We start from the raw sequence: 15,876 nt of genomic DNA on the forward strand, positions 1-15,876 counted from the left end.
GGTTGAGTCCGCTCAACCTTTTTTTATAACTGGCTAGTGGCAGATACACTGCCATACCCAGAAATTGTGTAAGCGTTTAAAAGCCTCGTGCTAAACAATCAGGCCTGCGTCAATGCCGGCTTATAGCCACCAATTAATGAGTATACATTGTCATACCTCATTAATTGGATGCTTTGACAGAATCAGGCTACTAGCAGCAAGCACCTAGTTCCTTTACCTAACTTCCTAATTTCCCCTAGTGTTGGTCAATTCAAACATACTGCCCGAAGCCTCTTCAGCCCGCAGCCAGTAGCTAAACTGCTGGTACCTTGTACCTTGTACCTTGTACCCAACGTCTAAATTTACCCTATTGCAGAACGACTCAAACATACAGCCCGCAGCTTTTTTTTGCCCGCAGCCCGCTGCCGCTTAAAAAAACAAAAAGGCAGCTAAAAAGCTGCCTTTGTCGTCAAAATGTATAACTCTTCGAGTTACATTCTTAACTCTTCTTGATCCGCACCTTCTTTTTCAATCACTTCCGGTATTAAGTCTTCTTTTGAAATACCTAATGCCAAAGCAACGGTTGAAGCTACGTAAATTGATGAGTATGTACCGACGATGATACCGAATAATAAAGCGGTAGCAAAACCGTGAATGAGCGCACCGCCTTTAAAGAATAAGGCCAGTAATACGATAAATGTGGTTAATGAGGTGATCATGGTACGGCTTAGCGTTTGTGTTAACGAGATATTGATGATCTCTTCCGACGTACCCTTACGTACCTTTCTGAAATTCTCACGAATACGATCCGAGACCACGATAGTATCATTTAACGAATACCCTATTACCGCGAGTATGGCGGCCAGTACGGTTAAATCAAACTCTAATTGCAATGCCGAGAACAAGCCTAGCGTTAAAATAACATCGTGTGCCAAAGCGGAAACTGAACCGAGTGCAAAACGCCATTCAAAACGAAAGGCAACGTACATCAAAATACAGATCAGCGCCGTTAACATTGCCAGGCCACCTTGCTCCGTCAGCTCATCGCCGACGTTAGCGCCAACAAATTCAATACGACGCATGTCGATTGCCTGGCCGGTTCCCTGCTCAAGAATGCTTAGGATTTGGTTGCCTAACATTTCCGCTTTCACGTTTTCACGTTGGCCTAAACGAATGAGTACGTCTTCCGAGCTACCAAACAGCTGCACTACGGCATCGTCATAGCCGCCCGCTTCCAGTACTTCACGAACTTTGACCAAATCAGCCGGTTGTGAAAAACCAATTTCCAATAAGGTTCCGCCAGTAAAATCCAGGCCTAAATTTAGCTTATTTGTTGCCAATGAAAAGAGAGCAGCAACAACCAGTAAAATGCTGATCATTGACGCCAATTTTCGCTGTGACATAAAGGCTATGGTGTCTTTAATTTTTAAAAATTGCATAATTTCTTCCTAGCCTAAATGGGTAGCTTATCAAGTTTCTTGCCACCCCACAGGGCGTTTACCACTGCACGAGTACCAATAATTGAAGTAAACATTGAAGTCACAATACCGATTGATAAGGTAATCGCGAAACCTTTAACTGGGCCGGTTCCCACCGCAAATAATATAAGGGCGGCGATCAAGGTGGTGATGTTGGCATCAAAAATGGTTGAGAATGCTGAATCATAGCCTTGATGGATAGATTGCTGAATGGTTTTGCCTTCACGGATTTCTTCACGAATACGCTCAAAAATAAGTACGTTGGCATCAACCGCCATCCCCACCGTTAGGACGATACCCGCCATACCTGGAAGCGTTAATGCCGCACCCGGGATCAATGACATAACACCAACTATCAATACCAAGTTAGCGGCAAGTGCCAGGTTGGCAACAAGACCAAAGGCACGATAGTAAACCATCATAAATAGCAGTACCAAGGCAAAACCCCAAAGGATTGCTTGCATGCCCAGCTCTACGTTTTCAGCGCCAAGCGATGGACCAACGGTACGCTCTTCGACAATGGCGATAGGCGCTATTAATGCACCGGCACGAAGCAGTAGTGCTAAGTTATGGGCTGCTGCAGGAGAGTCTTGTCCGGTAATACGGAAGCTTTTACCAAGACGCGCCTGTATGGTTGCTACGCTAATCACTTCTTGTTGTTGGGTAAACTTCAAGCTGCCATCCGGGTTTTTCTCTCCGGTGGCTTTGCTTTCAATAAACATTGTCGCCATCGGCTTACCAATGTTATTTTTCGTCGCATTAGAGAATAAACTGCCGCCTTTATTATCAAGGTCGATGTTTACTTGTGGTTGGCTGGTTTGTTGATCAAGCGAAGATTTTGCACCGATGATGTGTTCACCACGCAGCATAATACGCTTTTTCAGTAATTGTGGACGACCGTCTTGATCATTGACTAAGAATGACCCCGGCGGTACACGACCATTTATCGCATCACGAATGTCATGCTCCTGATCAACCATATGAAATTGCAGAGTTGCGGTTGCACCTAAAATCTCTTTGGCGCGAGCCGTATCTTGTATGCCTGGTAATTCAACCACAATGTGTTTAGCACCCTGGCGTTGTACCAGTGGCTCGGAGACACCTAGCTCATTTACCCGGTTACGAATAATGGTAATGTTTTGCTGCAGTGCGTATTCACGAGTTTCTTTTAACTTGGCATCAGTCATGGTGATTTTTAGTGATAACTTATCTTCATTATCAACAAACAGGTAATCACCATAAGTACGTTTTAACAGAGATTCCGCTTTCGCTAAGTCATCGCTGTTACGGAAAATCACTTCAACCCCGTTACCCGCTTCTTTGACACTGCGGTAACGAATGTTTTCACCACGTAAGTTAGTACGAAAATCGCCAATCATGCTTTCCTGGGCACGACCCATCGCCGTTTTCATGTCCACTTCCATTAAGAAGTGCACACCACCACTTAAGTCCAAACCAAGTTTCATTGGTACGCCACCAAGGCTGGCAAGCCAGTCTGGAGTCGCCGGAGTTAAGTTAAGCGCTACCGAATATTCATCACCAAGATTTTTTGATAACAAAGTGTTCGCCGTTTGCTGGCTTTTATAATCGCTAAAACGAACCAGCACTTGCCCGTTGGCAAGAGCGGCACTTTGGTAACTTAGCTCAGCCGCGGCTAAATTTTCTTTTACCGCATCTAACGTAGCAAGGTCCGCTTGTACCCCTTTCGTTCCCGAAATTTGGACCGCAGGATCTTCACCATAATAATTTGGTAAAGCATACAAAGCACCAATGGCGACGATAAACACCACCATTAATGTTTTCCATAATGGATATTTGTTTAACACAACTAGTCCTTATAGAGACTTCATAGTCCCTTTTGGTAATACCGCTGTAATCGCGCCTTTTTGTACTGTTAATTCAGTACCTTCGGCAACGTTTACAATGATGAAATCTTTCTCGCTTGATACTTTAGTAACTTTGCCAACGATACCGCCTTGCGTTAATACTTCATCACCTTTAGAAATGGCTTCCATTAGGCTTTTGTGCTCTTTAACACGCTTAGCTTGTGGGCGGTAAATCATAAAGTAAAATACCACACCAAACACACCCAACATGATCAACATCTCAAAACCACCACCTTGTTGAGGGGCGTCTGCTGCGTATGCTTTGCTAATTAAAAAGTCCATAAAATCCTCTTACTACTATTATTATAAAATTGAAAAAAAATGAAAAATAATTCAGTTTATAGAAACAAAAATGCTACGTTTTATTATTCTTCTTCTGTTGTTGTTTTAACTTTTGTTGCTAACGGTGGAACAGGCAAATCCCGTAAGGCATAAAACTGTTCCACATATTGGTCTAATTTACCTTGCTCAATGGCATCACGCAATTGTTGCATAATGCGTTGATAAAAACGCAAGTTGTGTACGGTGTTCAATTGCGAGCCCAGTATTTCATTACATTTATCTAAATGATGCAAGTAGGCACGCGAATAATTTTTACAGGTATAACAATCACACTCAGCATCTAATGGCCCGGTGTCCGTTTTATGACGTGCATTACGGAGTTTTACCACACCATTGGTCACAAATAAATGACCGTTACGGGCGTTACGGGTTGGCATCACACAATCAAACATATCGATACCGCGACGTACCCCTTCCACCAGGTCTTCTGGTTTACCAACTCCCATAAGATATCGGGGCTTATTTTCAGGGATCAAGTCTGGGGTATGATCTAATATTTTTATCATTTCATCTTTTGGTTCACCTACCGACAAACCGCCAATGGCATAACCATCAAAATCAATATCTAACAGCCCGGCCGCAGAAACTTCACGCAAGTCTTCGTACATGCCGCCCTGGACAATACCAAACAATGCCGAAGGGTTATCGGCGTGTGCCGCCTTTGAGCGTTTTGCCCAGCGCAACGATAATTCCATTGAGGTTTTTGCCTCTTGATGAGTGGCCGGATATGGCGTACATTCATCAAAAATCATCACTACATCAGAGCCTAAGCTGCGCTGCACTTCCATTGAACGCTCAGGGGTGAGCATAATTTTTTCGCCATTTACCGGCGAGCGAAATTCAACGCCCTTTTCGCTAATTTTGCGCATTTGGCCTAAGCTGAATACCTGGAAACCACCCGAGTCAGTAAGAATAGGCTTGTGCCAATTCATAAAGCCGTGCAAACCACCATGTTTTTCGATAATTTCGGTGCCGGGACGTAACATTAAATGGAAGGTGTTACCTAATAAGATATGAGCACCGGTGGCTTCTACCTCTTCGCTTTTCATGCCTTTAACGGTACCGTATGTTCCTACCGGCATAAATGCCGGTGTTTCGACTACACCGCGATCGAAAGTAAGACGGCCGCGACGGGCTTTGCCATCTTTATTGATTAATTGATATTTCATTGTGTTTCCTTACCATGTAGCAAAACAGGCCACAGGTGACTATTACAGTTTAGGCTAATCTCAGAAGTGTCCAAGTGTTAACCGAATTTTTAACTAATTTCATATTAGTTAGCTTATAAATTTGTTGATTTTGTTTCGCTTTTAGTTAAAAACATCGCATCGCCATAAGAAAAGAAGCGATACTTTTCCTCGATGGCCACATTATAGGCATTCATCATGTGCTGATACCCGGCAAACGCGCTGACCAGCATGAGCAAGGTTGATTCTGATAAATGAAAATTAGTCACCAGGGCATCAATTAACTGGAACTGATAACCCGGGGTGATAAATATATCGGTATCCCCGTAAAATTCCGCTAACGGCTGATTATTTTTCAACGCGAACTGGGCGGCACTTTCTAGAGAGCGCACCGAGGTAGTACCAACGGCAACCACTCTTTTGCCCGCCGCTTTGGTGGCATTAATTTTTTCGATGACATCCTGACTCACTTCGACGTATTCAGAATGCATCACATGATCTTCAATTTTGTCAACACGTACCGGTTGAAAGGTACCCGCACCTACGTGCAGAGTAACAAATGCCAATTGCACGCCTTTCGCTTCGATTTGCGCCAACAGTTCTTTTTCAAAGTGTAACCCGGCCGTAGGAGCTGCTACTGCACCCGGTTTTTCGTTATAAACGGTTTGATAGCGTTCACGGTCTGAATTTTCATCAGGACGGTCAATGTAAGGTGGCAAAGGCATATGGCCGATTTCTTCCAGCACTTCCAGGACGCTTTTTTCGCCTTGGAACTCAAGTTCAAATAATGCATCGTGGCGAGCAACCATAATCGCTTTTACTTTGCCTTCGAGTAATACTTCATTGCCAATTTTTAATGATTTGCTGGCTCGCACATGAGCAAGTACCCGGTGTTGATCAACAATTCGCTCTACCAAGATCTCAACCTTGCCACCGGTTGATTTGGTACCAAACACGCGTGCAGGGATCACTCGGGTATTATTAAATACCAATAAATCGCCGGCGTTTAACTGCCCAATAATTTGATTAAATTTAAGGTGTGCAAGTGAGCCGGAATTACCGTTAACCGTCATTAAACGGCTAGCCGAACGCTCAGCTTGTGGATAACGAGCAATTAGTTCGTCCGGTAAATTAAATGAAAAGTCAGAAACACGCATATTGGGCACTATTAGAAAGCTTTGAAAAAACGCGTAATTTTAGTGCTGAGGCCAGCGAATAGCAAGGAAAATGTGCAAAAAGCACACTTTCTTAGCAACAAAGGGGATAAGGGATATTATTTACGGTAACGCTAAGGTTATTTACAATTTTGGCTTTCTTTGTGCTCACATTCAGAGTCATCCAAACTCATCGTTTGTCCAAAAAAAGAGCCTGGTTCGACATGCGATTGTACATAATTGATGTCAACCTGAACTTTGTTGGTGTTAGGTTGTTTTTTAATGCCGGTAAGTTTTGATAATAATTTTAGAAAACTCATACTTAAAATCCTTTTAAGTTAATTGTTATTGTTTGTTTAATAGACATAGTAGTGAGTAACATATTGAATTTCAAATTTATCATCAAATTAATTTACATTTAATTAACAAGGTGTATATAGAAGATTGATGACTATGGGTTAAAGGGAAGGCAATAATATTCTGCCCGCGATTAAATGACTCATGAAATCGCGACAATTTTTCACTAAATTCCGACGATATTGCTTTTTAATCGATAAAACGGTGAATAAATAGGCGCTTAAACAATTTTATTAATTTTTCTCTTTACAGCGAATCATCGATAAGTATAATGCACAGCCATTGCAGGGGTGTAGTTCCAATTGGTAGAACAGCGGTCTCCAAAACCGACGGTTGGGAGTTCGAATCTCTCCACCCCTGCCATACTTTCCTCTCGACACTCTTTATTTTCAAATTACTGCCTTTTTATTAAACCTCAGCAAGATTTAATTTAACTATTAGCTTTTCGTTTCTCGTTTCTCGTTTCTCGTTTCTCGTTTCTCGTTTCTCGTTTCTCGTTTCTCGTTTCTCGTTTCTCGTTTCTCGTTTCTCGTTTCTCGCAATCATGAGCCCAGCAAAATCAGCCTCACAATATTTTTTCAGCCGCGATATCGCTAATTATTCTATTGTGCCAATTCGGTGATTCTGTCATCATAACTACAACATTCAGCAGAGCTTTTTTGAAGCCACTCCAGTGAATAACAATGAACATTAGCGAGCGACAATTTCAATATTTACAGACTATGGGCGTCAGCTTATGGCAATCGCGCGAACAGTTCTTTAAAAAGCCGGAACAAGCGAATACTGAGCATGAAAGCACTGAACCAGAAAACATTGAACAACCTGATTTAAGCGCATCATCGCCAGCGATAACTCCAACAGAGCAAGCGAGAAAAGCGCCAGTTGTTGTCAAAAAGCATTCGTTCGACAACATTGAACAAGTTCTTCAAGCTAAATTAATTACCGACATTGCTATCGTTTTGGATATAACATCGGCCAGCATTAAATTAACCGATGAAGGCGTTATATTTGGGCCACTATTATGGCAATTTAATGCCACAGACAGCATCGAGTATAAAGACAATAGGTTAATATCGCCTGAGCTTGGGGCGATTACAAGCAATGCAATGAAAGCCAAATTATGGGTCTGCCTGGCAGCTCATATCAACAACCACTAACAACAAACGATACAACACTATGAGCAAACCGTGTCTGCAAAACTTCAGCAAAAGCGATGCTGAAACCATTTACGCAATAGAAACCGCCAGTAACCCGTTTCCCTGGAGCAAGAAAACCTTACTGAGCTGCATCGGTGGTCGTTACATCACCCGCCAGTTAACGGTGAATGATGTTGTGGTTGGCTTTTACGTCGGCGATTTGGTCATTGATGAATTTACGTTAATGGAAATTTGCGTTCACCCAGAAAGTCAGGGCAAAGGTTACGGGCAGCTTTTACTGACGGACTTTTTAGCCATGGCGAAACAAAAACAAGTCGTTACCTGCCATTTAGAAGTGCGTTCGAAAAACATTGCCGCGCAAATGTTGTACATGAAAAATGGCTTCATTCAGGTACATCGCCGGACCGGTTATTACCCAGCGGCAATCGGTTATGAAGATGCCATAGTGATGAGTTTATCGCTTTAGCTACTGAGTTTATCGTTACCGCTCACGAACCAAACCAAGCCGGTGCTGCGTTCAAGCTAAAATTTTATTAATTTTGGCAAAATCTCTGTCAAACTTGCTGCTCTTGCTGCGCAATTTCTGTATAATATTGCGCTTTTATGTCTGTGCACTTTTTAATCGACTTATCTGATCACAGCAGCATACAGGCAAAACCAAATTATTAGTTAAATTAATGGCGTATTGTTGTTAATTAACATTTATTGAAGTTACTAGTGAGCAATTGTAAAACATGACAATTCAACAGCAGGAAGTAAACAAGCGAAGGACTTTCGCTATAATATCGCATCCCGATGCCGGTAAAACCACCATTACCGAAAAAGTCTTACTTTTTGGTCAAGCGCTACAAAAAGCGGGTACCGTAAAAGGTAAAAAGTCGGGCCAACACGCCAAGTCTGACTGGATGGAAATGGAAAAAGACCGTGGTATCTCCATTACCACCTCAGTGATGCAGTTTCCTTATCAAGATTGTTTGGTGAACCTGCTAGATACCCCGGGCCATGAAGACTTCTCGGAAGATACTTACCGAACTCTTACCGCGGTAGATTCTTGTTTAATGGTTATCGATACCGCCAAAGGTGTCGAGGACCGAACCGTTAAATTAATGGAAGTCACCCGATTGCGTGATACCCCTATCATTACCTTTATGAATAAAATGGACCGTGATGTACGCGATCCCATTGAAGTAATGGATGAAGTTGAAGAAGTATTAAAAATAAAGTGTTCACCGGTCACCTGGCCTATCGGCATGGGTAAAGAGTTTAAAGGGGTATATAACCTTTTAACTGACGAGACCATTTTATACAAAACTGGCCAGGGCCATACCATTCAGGAGAAAGTGGTCATTAAAGGCTTGGATAACCCAGCGCTGGATGTTGAAGTTGGTGCTTTTGCTGATGATTTACGTGAAGAACTGGAATTGGTTCTTGGTGCCTGTCATGAGTTTAACCTGGAAGAATTTTTAGCCGGTGAGCTAACACCCGTTTACTTTGGTACGGCATTGGGTAACTTTGGCGTCGACCATATGCTTGACGGCTTAACCCAGTGGGCACCAACACCGCAACCTCGTCAAACCGACAAGCGTGAAGTGCTCGCCACAGAAGAAAAATTTTCAGGGTTTGTTTTTAAAATCCAAGCGAATATGGACCCGAAACATCGTGACCGTATCGCCTTTATGCGTATTTGCTCAGGTAACTACACCAAAGGCATGAAGATGAAGCAAGTGCGGTTGGCTAAAGACGTGAAAATTGCCGATGCGGTAACCTTTATGGCCGGCGATCGCTCAAACGTCGAACAAGCGTTTGCCGGTGACATTATCGGCTTACACAACCATGGTTCGATCCAAATTGGTGATACCTTTACTGCTGGTGAAGAGATGAAGTTTAGTGGCATTCCAAACTTTGCCCCGGAAATGTTCCGCCGTATTCGCCTGCGTGACCCGTTAAAAGCCAAGCAATTGCAAAAGGGCTTAATCCAACTTTCAGAAGAAGGTGCGGTGCAGGTGTTTAGACCACTGAGCAATAACGACATGATTGTTGGTGCTGTAGGTGTGTTGCAGTTTGAGGTGGTGGTACATCGCTTGAAAAATGAATATAACGTAGACGCATTATACGAGCCAATTTCAGTTGCCACGGCCCGTTGGGTAAATTGTGATGACAACAAAATCATGGCCACTTTTGAGAAGAAAGCGTACGACAATTTAGCCCTGGATGGCGGCGATAACTTAACCTACATTGCTCCAACTATGGTAAATTTAAATTTAATGCAAGAACGTTACCCTGAAGTTGTGTTCCACAAAACCCGTGAACACTAAATGCCCTTTTAAAAGAACAGCAAAAGAGAACAGACAGAAGATATGAATATTCGTCAACTTTTAAATGAAAAAGTAAAAGCCGCAATGGTAGCCGCCGGCTTACCAGAAGACACTAACCCTGCGGTTAGTGCTTCCTCTCGTCCTCAATTTGGTGACTACCAGGCAAATGGGGTAATGGGCGCCGCGAAAAAATTAAAAACTAACCCTAGAGCGTTAGCGCAAACGGTGCTAGATAACCTTGAGCTGAACGACATTGCAGAAAAGCTTGAACTGGCTGGTCCTGGCTTTATTAACATCCATTTAAATAAAGACTGGTTAGCCCAGCAGTTAGCTGTTGCGGCTACTGATAGCAAGCTAAACGTCAGCCAAAACCCAAGTCCGAAAACGGTTGTGGTGGATTACTCTGCCCCTAACCTTGCCAAAGAAATGCACGTTGGTCATTTACGTTCAACCATTATTGGTGATGCCGTAGTGCGCGCTTTGGAGTTTCGTGGCGAAAACGTTATCCGTCAGAATCACATGGGGGACTGGGGTACGCAATTTGGCATGTTACTGGCACATTTAAGCGACAAGCTTAGCAGTAACGAAGTGGCTGAAACCGCCCTTGCCGATTTAGAAAACTTTTACCGTGAAGCGAAAATTCGCTTTGACGAAGAAGACGGCTTTGCCGATCGTGCTCGTGAATTCGTAGTAAAACTTCAAGGGGGCGACAGCGAGTGTTTAACCCTTTGGAAACAGTTTATCGATATTTCGATTCATCACTCAGAAGAGATTTACCAAGCACTTAACGTTACCTTGACTCGTGATGACATTATGGGCGAAAGTGCCTACAACCCTGACTTGCCAAACGTGATTAGTGAATTAATGGCAAAAGGCATTGCGGTTGAAGATCAAGGCGCTAAAGTTGTGTTCATTAAAGAAATGGCCAACAAAGATGGTGACCCTTCGGTATTTATCGTACAAAAATCTGGTGGCGGTTACTTGTATGCCACAACCGACTTATCTGCCTGTCGATATCGCAGTACCGATTTAGCCGCTGATCGCATCATTATCTTCACCGATGCTCGCCAGGCATTGCACTTTAAACAAGTTGAAATCACTGCCCGTAACGCCGGTTTCTTACCCGCGACGACCGGTTACGATCATTGCCCATTTGGGATGATGATGGGTGATGATGGCAAACCATTTAAAACCCGTACCGGTGGCACCATTAAACTGGCCGAACTGCTCGAAGAAGCCGTAAGTAGAGCCAGCGAGTTAATGGCCGAAAAAATTGCCGACTTCTCCGAAGCAGAAAGAAACGAGATCGCGCGTAAAGTAGGGATTGGCGCGGTGAAATTTGCCGACTTATCGAAAAACCGCACCTCAGATTATATCTTCAACTGGAAAACCATGCTCAGCTTTGAGGGGGCCACAGCACCGTACTTACAGTACGCATTCACCCGCATTCAAAGTATCTTCAAAAAAGCCGGTATTGATGGCACGACATTAAGCAATGACATGATAATTGCCGAGCCACAGGAAAAAGCCCTGGCGGTTAAGCTGATGCAATTTGAAGAAGTACTAGATGCTGTGATCAGCGAGTGTACGCCTAACTTGTTATGTAACTACTTATACGAGTTAGCCAGTTTGTACATGAGCTTCTACGAAGCCTGCCCGATCCTCAAAGATGGCATTGCAGAGGAAACCAAGCTTTCACGCCTGCGTTTATGTAATGTAATTGCGCGTACGCTCGAGCAAGGCTTAGATGTGCTAGGTATTGAAGTGATGGACCGCATGTAGTTTCATTCAAACATAGCCTGCTGATGCAAGCCTGTTACTTAACGTGGAGCTAATTAAGAGCACTGGATTAATCTAATCCAGTGCTTTTTTATTACAGAAGGTTTACATTCTTCGTGCAATATCTTCACTTAAGTTAGAAATAACACACCATCATTGCGGCGCAGGCCGCAACCTCATGAACAGCGACAGAGCATATAAGGTACTGTTTATAATCACGTTCTAACCGAATGGAGGTTGCGGCCTGCGCCGCAATGACGTGGTTAATTGTTTCGAAGTATTGCACACACACTAAAAAATGAGTGCCAGCAATTGGCATGCTGCTGGTACAAGCCTTTTTACTTGTTAATGATTAACCGGCGGCTCTGGCTAAACTAACGGAAGTTTTATTTACTGAAATAAAAGCGATGATAAAGAACAATAAAGACACGGTAAAAGTAGCAAACCAGTTTTGCTCATAAGATAACAGATCAAAATAAAACAACGCGTTTTCGATTGAGCCGGTAATGGCACCAAAAGCCAGCAATGCATATCTATTTAAATTGCCATTCGCTTTACATAATAGCGCCAACAAGTAACCCAACATCGGAATGAAGGTCCAAAGGACAAAAACGATAAGAGAAAAAAACAACGCCGATAATGCAATGTTTGAGGTGTACAACCTTTCAATCAACGGGAAAAATTGCGCTAAAAAATAGCCAAAAAAAAGATACAGCATATAAACAAATCACCATTAGCAGCTTAAGAAAAAATTAAGCCATGATGATACTCGCTCAAAACAATCATTGTTTTGATCTAAATAGCTTTTTTTGTAGTTTTCAACAAAATAATCGGCTTATAGGGACACATTAAAAAAGGGCCAACGTCAATTTGGCCCTTTGATGTGCAATTAATATATACTAAAGTAGTAACATTTTTGGAGGCTATTAACTAATCTACCCTTTCAATAACAATGTCAGCAAAGTCATCATTACCCTTAGTCAGTACAAAAACTGCCTCATTTAGCCAATGAGTTAGTTCATAACTTCCTTCAGTATTAAGCTTATAGTACCTTACATAAACTTTATAAGTTGAGGTAGAATCTATGTCTTGCTTATTAAAAAATGTTTTAAAGTTTATAGGAAATGTTTCTTCTCCTTTTATGAGTATACATCTGGTCGAAACATTAGGATAAATAATATCTTGAATAGTGACATCGTTTATTTCTATATGAATATAATCGCCTTTAGTTACTTCTATGTGGTCATATGAGTCTATGGTCCCCCAAACTTTATCTGTACCATCAGTGCTTTCACAAAACTCATTAGATTCTAAAACTGGCTTATCATCAATAGGTTCGTTTGGGGTTTCTGAGTCATCACCGCCACATGAAGTAAGGAAAATTAATAAGCAAAGAAAATAGCTTATTTGCATTGTAAGTTTCACTATAAGCACCTTTGAGAATATCGGGCTAAAACTTCATTTGAGCCTATACTGCAACCTCCAGTTGCATTGCATGCTTTTATTCTGAATGATTGACTGTAAGGTATGTGTACTGGAAATGCTAGGCTGGATGTGGTTCCTTGTTGAATCCACCCACCTTGACTACTACTATACTTTTCAATTTTATATTGACTTGCACCAGCAACAGAGTCCCACCTCAATATATTGTCACCATAGCAGCGCAAGCTTTGCACAGATAAGTTAGTGGTAGGTAGGTGCCCATATAATGTTTGAAGTGATTGGATATCCAAAGTGCTCAGCTCATCACCTCCTAAAGGACCACTTCCGCTTATTCTGGACATTGTTGCTTGGCCATTTTTACTACATGCAAGCGAACCATAATGCATGATAGAAACGTAGTCATAATTTCCTAAATTTTGTAATCCCCCTCCTTGAAATTGACTTAAACAGGAAGACTCTATATTTTGTTCCTGGACATTAATATATTGATCTCTGTCAGATCTAACTTGCTCATGATCAAAACTCAAAGCATGTAATAGTTCATGGGTGTTGACCGAGTCTCCGCATACTAAAGACGCTTCAGTGTAGGTGCCGACGTTTCTGCCTACACCTGAGTAACATCCACCGTAAGTCTGCAAATAATACAAATCTCGGATGATTTTTAAGTATTCAGTTTGATTTGTTCTAGGTACAAACCTCAAACCTGAAATACTTTCAAGGTTGCCCATTGTTGCAATAATTGCGTTTTTATTGGCTGTAGTGAAACTAGAATCAAAAGTATATGGCACGATTGCAAGTGGCCATTTACTGCTATCACCAGAAATTACAGCTCCCTTAGCAGTAGGTCCCTGATGTTGTGTTAAATCTTCATAATAGCCCAAGAATATATCTCCTTGGTGAAATACTCTTCCATCTGGGATTTTATTTGCAATTACGTTACCTGATACTAAGTTACCTGATTCATCATATTTATCTATATGTACTTCAACTTCTTCTGCAAATGAATTTGAGATGATGGTAGTAGTGAATATTATCATTAAAGTTTTGATTGCATTTTTCAATTTTTTATATCCTTTTAAATTATTTGTAAATATCAACAAACAAAAACACAACGTAGAATTTACAATACAAGCCCTGTGCAATCAATGGATTATGTCGACTTGGCAAGGCTTTAATATTGCAATTGCAGTTTTCTTTTTTAGTTCACTCACAAAATTCCGGCGATTTTTCGTTGTCTCTTATATTCTCAGCACAATATGGGCATACTTTTGTATCATTTCCGATGTAATGGCTTGATAAGGGATAATATTTACCTTTGACTCAGGAGCATTAACTTCTTTTACTTGTGATGACTTAACGCTATCGATGGCTTCAAAAGCCACACAGGGCAAATTATCTAGCCCATCAAAGTCCACTCGATAAATAAATTTGCTTAGAAATTTTCTATAGCATCGATATATAGTTATGTAAGCTCCCCTGATTTTAGATATCAGTTATGTTATCTCCGAATTCAATTAAGGAGATAACTATGAGAATTATGCGAAGCCAAGCGCAATGGCAAGCCATTATTGAAGACCAACAAACCAGTGGCTTAGCGATTATCGATTATCGATTATTGCCAACAACATCAATTATCACCACTTCTTTTTATGCCGTGAGAAAGAAACTCGGTTTGTCGTCAGGTAACTTTGTTCGGGCCAAAATCACAAAACAAGTGGGGGTCATTGAAGAGTATTGCTGTGGCACAGATAAACCAGGCAACCATACCAATTTCGTATAATACGATTATCACAATAGCCGATCGGCACAATGTGCCATCGACTTTCTCAATGGCTACCAAGGTTATATGCACGTTGATGGTTATAAAACTTATGAGCTAACAATGGCAAGGCTGGTTGCCTGTCTTGCGCATATTCGCAGCAAATTCGTGGATGCGAAAAAGACACAACCGAAAAAGAAAACCGGTAAAGCCGATGTGGTATTAAGCTTAATCGGAAAGCTTTTTGGCATAGAGCAGCGAATAAAAGAAATGTCGATAGACGATAAATTCAAAATCTGGCATATAGCCACCACCACAATTGGGTAGCATTTGCTGCAGTTGTTGGTATCACCATAGCCTTGAATGAAGCCGGTGAAACTGTTGATAGCCGCGGTAACCAAGTGCTTGTACTCGACTCGAAAAACCTTGATGGCACTACTGAAGTCATAGAAAAAGATAATATTGTTTATATTTTAAACTAGCCAATTTTATTACTCTTTAGCTATTTCTAAAACAGCTTTCACTGTCGTGAAAGCTGTTTTTATTAAACTCATACCGTCAAAATTCTCGTTCATTAGATTAAGAAAAGTGTCAGCGCTAGGTAGCTTATTCGCGCTCGTCGATTAATGCCACTAACCTTTCTGCCTGCCTGCGTAACCAACCACTGGCACCAAGACTGATTGCTTTCTGGGCAAGAGCACGGGCCTGGTCATGATAAGATTGAGTAAAGCGAAGTTTACCCAGACGATAATAACTTTCAGGATAGCGTGGAGCGATTCGAATTGCTCTTTCTAAAGATACTGCCGCAGCTGAATCATCACCATTAATCAATTGTTGCTCGGCTCGGTCAAGCAAAGCGACAACGGCTGCAGGAGCCTTGGCCGCAGCGTCTACTGAAGCAGGTTGAGGCTGAACTTTTGACGCTGGCTGAGGTTTAGCAGCGGACCGGGGCTTATCACTAGTCGTCGGTATTGTTGAACATGCCGCTAAAAACCAGGGCAAACACAACAAGGCAATTTTTTTATGCAATTTCAATGTTT

General features: G+C 41.9%; 15 protein-coding genes, 1 tRNA gene and 1 pseudogene. 7 read left to right on the top strand and 10 right to left on the bottom strand.

Annotated features, from left to right (window positions below):
* Window positions 1–470: 470 nt before the first annotated feature.
* The 6 genes from secF to ND16A_RS15295 all read right to left on the bottom strand — a co-directional run bounded on the left by secF (window position 471) and on the right by ND16A_RS15295 (window position 6,346).
* Window positions 471–1,418, bottom strand: coding sequence for a protein translocase subunit SecF (gene secF / locus ND16A_RS15320; protein WP_033076355.1), 948 nt, complete (start codon window positions 1,416–1,418; stop codon window positions 471–473).
* A 14-nt stretch (window positions 1,419–1,432) separates the two neighbouring features.
* Window positions 1,433–3,283 carry a protein translocase subunit SecD gene (secD, locus tag ND16A_RS15315; protein WP_033076356.1) on the bottom strand — a complete coding sequence of 617 codons (1,851 nt, stop codon included), beginning with the start codon at window positions 3,281–3,283 and terminating at the stop codon, window positions 1,433–1,435.
* Between the two features lie 9 nt (window positions 3,284–3,292).
* The gene (gene yajC, locus ND16A_RS15310; protein WP_033076357.1) at window positions 3,293–3,625 is read right to left on the bottom strand and encodes a preprotein translocase subunit YajC; all 333 of its coding nucleotides are present in this window, start codon (window positions 3,623–3,625) and stop codon (window positions 3,293–3,295) included.
* Window positions 3,626–3,708: 83 nt separating this feature from the next.
* Complete coding sequence (tgt, locus tag ND16A_RS15305; protein ID WP_033076358.1) at window positions 3,709–4,854, bottom strand: tRNA guanosine(34) transglycosylase Tgt; 1,146 nt, start codon at window positions 4,852–4,854, stop codon at window positions 3,709–3,711.
* Window positions 4,855–4,967: 113 nt separating this feature from the next.
* Entirely contained in the window at window positions 4,968–6,029 is a 1,062-nt protein-coding gene (queA, locus tag ND16A_RS15300; RefSeq protein ID WP_033076359.1) for a tRNA preQ1(34) S-adenosylmethionine ribosyltransferase-isomerase QueA, read from the bottom strand.
* A gap of 137 nt (window positions 6,030–6,166) precedes the next feature.
* Complete coding sequence (locus tag ND16A_RS15295; RefSeq protein WP_033076360.1) at window positions 6,167–6,346, bottom strand: hypothetical protein; 180 nt, start codon at window positions 6,344–6,346, stop codon at window positions 6,167–6,169.
* Between the two features lie 323 nt (window positions 6,347–6,669).
* Here ND16A_RS15295 and ND16A_RS0118740 point away from each other — a divergent pair.
* From ND16A_RS0118740 to argS, 5 genes are all read left to right on the top strand, one after another.
* Window positions 6,670–6,746: transfer RNA gene (locus ND16A_RS0118740), tRNA-Trp, on the top strand.
* A gap of 320 nt (window positions 6,747–7,066) precedes the next feature.
* Window positions 7,067–7,540, top strand: a complete 474-nt coding sequence (locus ND16A_RS15290; RefSeq protein ID WP_033076361.1) for a hypothetical protein — start codon at window positions 7,067–7,069, stop codon at window positions 7,538–7,540.
* Window positions 7,541–7,559: 19 nt separating this feature from the next.
* Entirely contained in the window at window positions 7,560–8,006 is a 447-nt protein-coding gene (rimI, locus tag ND16A_RS15285; RefSeq protein ID WP_033076362.1) for a ribosomal protein S18-alanine N-acetyltransferase, read from the top strand.
* A gap of 268 nt (window positions 8,007–8,274) precedes the next feature.
* The gene (gene prfC, locus ND16A_RS15280; protein ID WP_033076363.1) at window positions 8,275–9,855 is read left to right on the top strand and encodes a peptide chain release factor 3; all 1,581 of its coding nucleotides are present in this window, start codon (window positions 8,275–8,277) and stop codon (window positions 9,853–9,855) included.
* A gap of 42 nt (window positions 9,856–9,897) precedes the next feature.
* A complete protein-coding gene (argS, locus tag ND16A_RS15275; RefSeq protein WP_033076364.1) occupies window positions 9,898–11,637 on the top strand; it encodes an arginine--tRNA ligase in 1,740 nt (579 codons plus the stop codon).
* A 349-nt stretch (window positions 11,638–11,986) separates the two neighbouring features.
* On the opposite strand, the gene ND16A_RS15270 is transcribed toward argS, so the two are convergent.
* The 3 genes from ND16A_RS15270 to ND16A_RS15260 all read right to left on the bottom strand — a co-directional run bounded on the left by ND16A_RS15270 (window position 11,987) and on the right by ND16A_RS15260 (window position 14,138).
* Entirely contained in the window at window positions 11,987–12,352 is a 366-nt protein-coding gene (locus ND16A_RS15270) for a hypothetical protein (protein ID WP_033076366.1), read from the bottom strand.
* 212 nt (window positions 12,353–12,564) lie between these two features.
* Window positions 12,565–13,059 carry a YbaY family lipoprotein gene (locus ND16A_RS15265; protein WP_033076367.1) on the bottom strand — a complete coding sequence of 165 codons (495 nt, stop codon included), beginning with the start codon at window positions 13,057–13,059 and terminating at the stop codon, window positions 12,565–12,567.
* Window positions 13,059–14,138 carry a M12 family metallopeptidase gene (locus ND16A_RS15260; protein WP_152593789.1) on the bottom strand — a complete coding sequence of 360 codons (1,080 nt, stop codon included), beginning with the start codon at window positions 14,136–14,138 and terminating at the stop codon, window positions 13,059–13,061. Before ND16A_RS15260 ends, ND16A_RS15265 begins: the two co-directional genes overlap by 1 nt.
* A gap of 671 nt (window positions 14,139–14,809) precedes the next feature.
* Between ND16A_RS15260 and ND16A_RS20535 the strand changes: the two are divergent.
* Window positions 14,810–15,127 (top strand): annotated as a pseudogene (locus tag ND16A_RS20535) (IS66 family transposase); the annotation flags it as partial.
* A gap of 68 nt (window positions 15,128–15,195) precedes the next feature.
* Window positions 15,196–15,318 (top strand): hypothetical protein, encoded by a 123-nt coding sequence (locus tag ND16A_RS21830; RefSeq protein WP_268746303.1) that lies wholly within the window; start codon window positions 15,196–15,198, stop codon window positions 15,316–15,318.
* Between the two features lie 124 nt (window positions 15,319–15,442).
* On the opposite strand, the gene ND16A_RS15245 is transcribed toward ND16A_RS21830, so the two are convergent.
* The gene (locus ND16A_RS15245) at window positions 15,443–15,871 is read right to left on the bottom strand and encodes a hypothetical protein (protein WP_033076371.1); all 429 of its coding nucleotides are present in this window, start codon (window positions 15,869–15,871) and stop codon (window positions 15,443–15,445) included.
* Window positions 15,872–15,876 lie beyond the last annotated feature (5 nt).

Source organism: Thalassotalea sp. ND16A, from assembly GCF_000764205.1.
In the GTDB taxonomy this organism is placed as follows: Bacteria; Pseudomonadota; Gammaproteobacteria; order Enterobacterales; family Alteromonadaceae; genus Thalassotalea_A.

Excerpts from the sequence above, each read along its gene's own strand:
- argS (WP_033076364.1), top strand. The coding sequence starts at position 9,898 with ATGAATATTCGTCAACTTTTAAATGAAAAAGTAAAAGCCGCAATGGTA.
- ND16A_RS15290 (WP_033076361.1), top strand. The coding sequence starts at position 7,067 with ATGAACATTAGCGAGCGACAATTTCAATATTTACAGACTATGGGCGTC.
- ND16A_RS15295 (WP_033076360.1), bottom strand. The coding sequence starts at position 6,346 with ATGAGTTTTCTAAAATTATTATCAAAACTTACCGGCATTAAAAAACAA.
- queA (WP_033076359.1), bottom strand. The coding sequence starts at position 6,029 with ATGCGTGTTTCTGACTTTTCATTTAATTTACCGGACGAACTAATTGCT.
- yajC (WP_033076357.1), bottom strand. The coding sequence starts at position 3,625 with ATGGACTTTTTAATTAGCAAAGCATACGCAGCAGACGCCCCTCAACAA.
- secF (WP_033076355.1), bottom strand. The coding sequence starts at position 1,418 with ATGCAATTTTTAAAAATTAAAGACACCATAGCCTTTATGTCACAGCGA.
- ND16A_RS15270 (WP_033076366.1), bottom strand. The coding sequence starts at position 12,352 with ATGCTGTATCTTTTTTTTGGCTATTTTTTAGCGCAATTTTTCCCGTTG.
- tgt (WP_033076358.1), bottom strand. The coding sequence starts at position 4,854 with ATGAAATATCAATTAATCAATAAAGATGGCAAAGCCCGTCGCGGCCGT.
- prfC (WP_033076363.1), top strand. The coding sequence starts at position 8,275 with ATGACAATTCAACAGCAGGAAGTAAACAAGCGAAGGACTTTCGCTATA.
- rimI (WP_033076362.1), top strand. The coding sequence starts at position 7,560 with ATGAGCAAACCGTGTCTGCAAAACTTCAGCAAAAGCGATGCTGAAACC.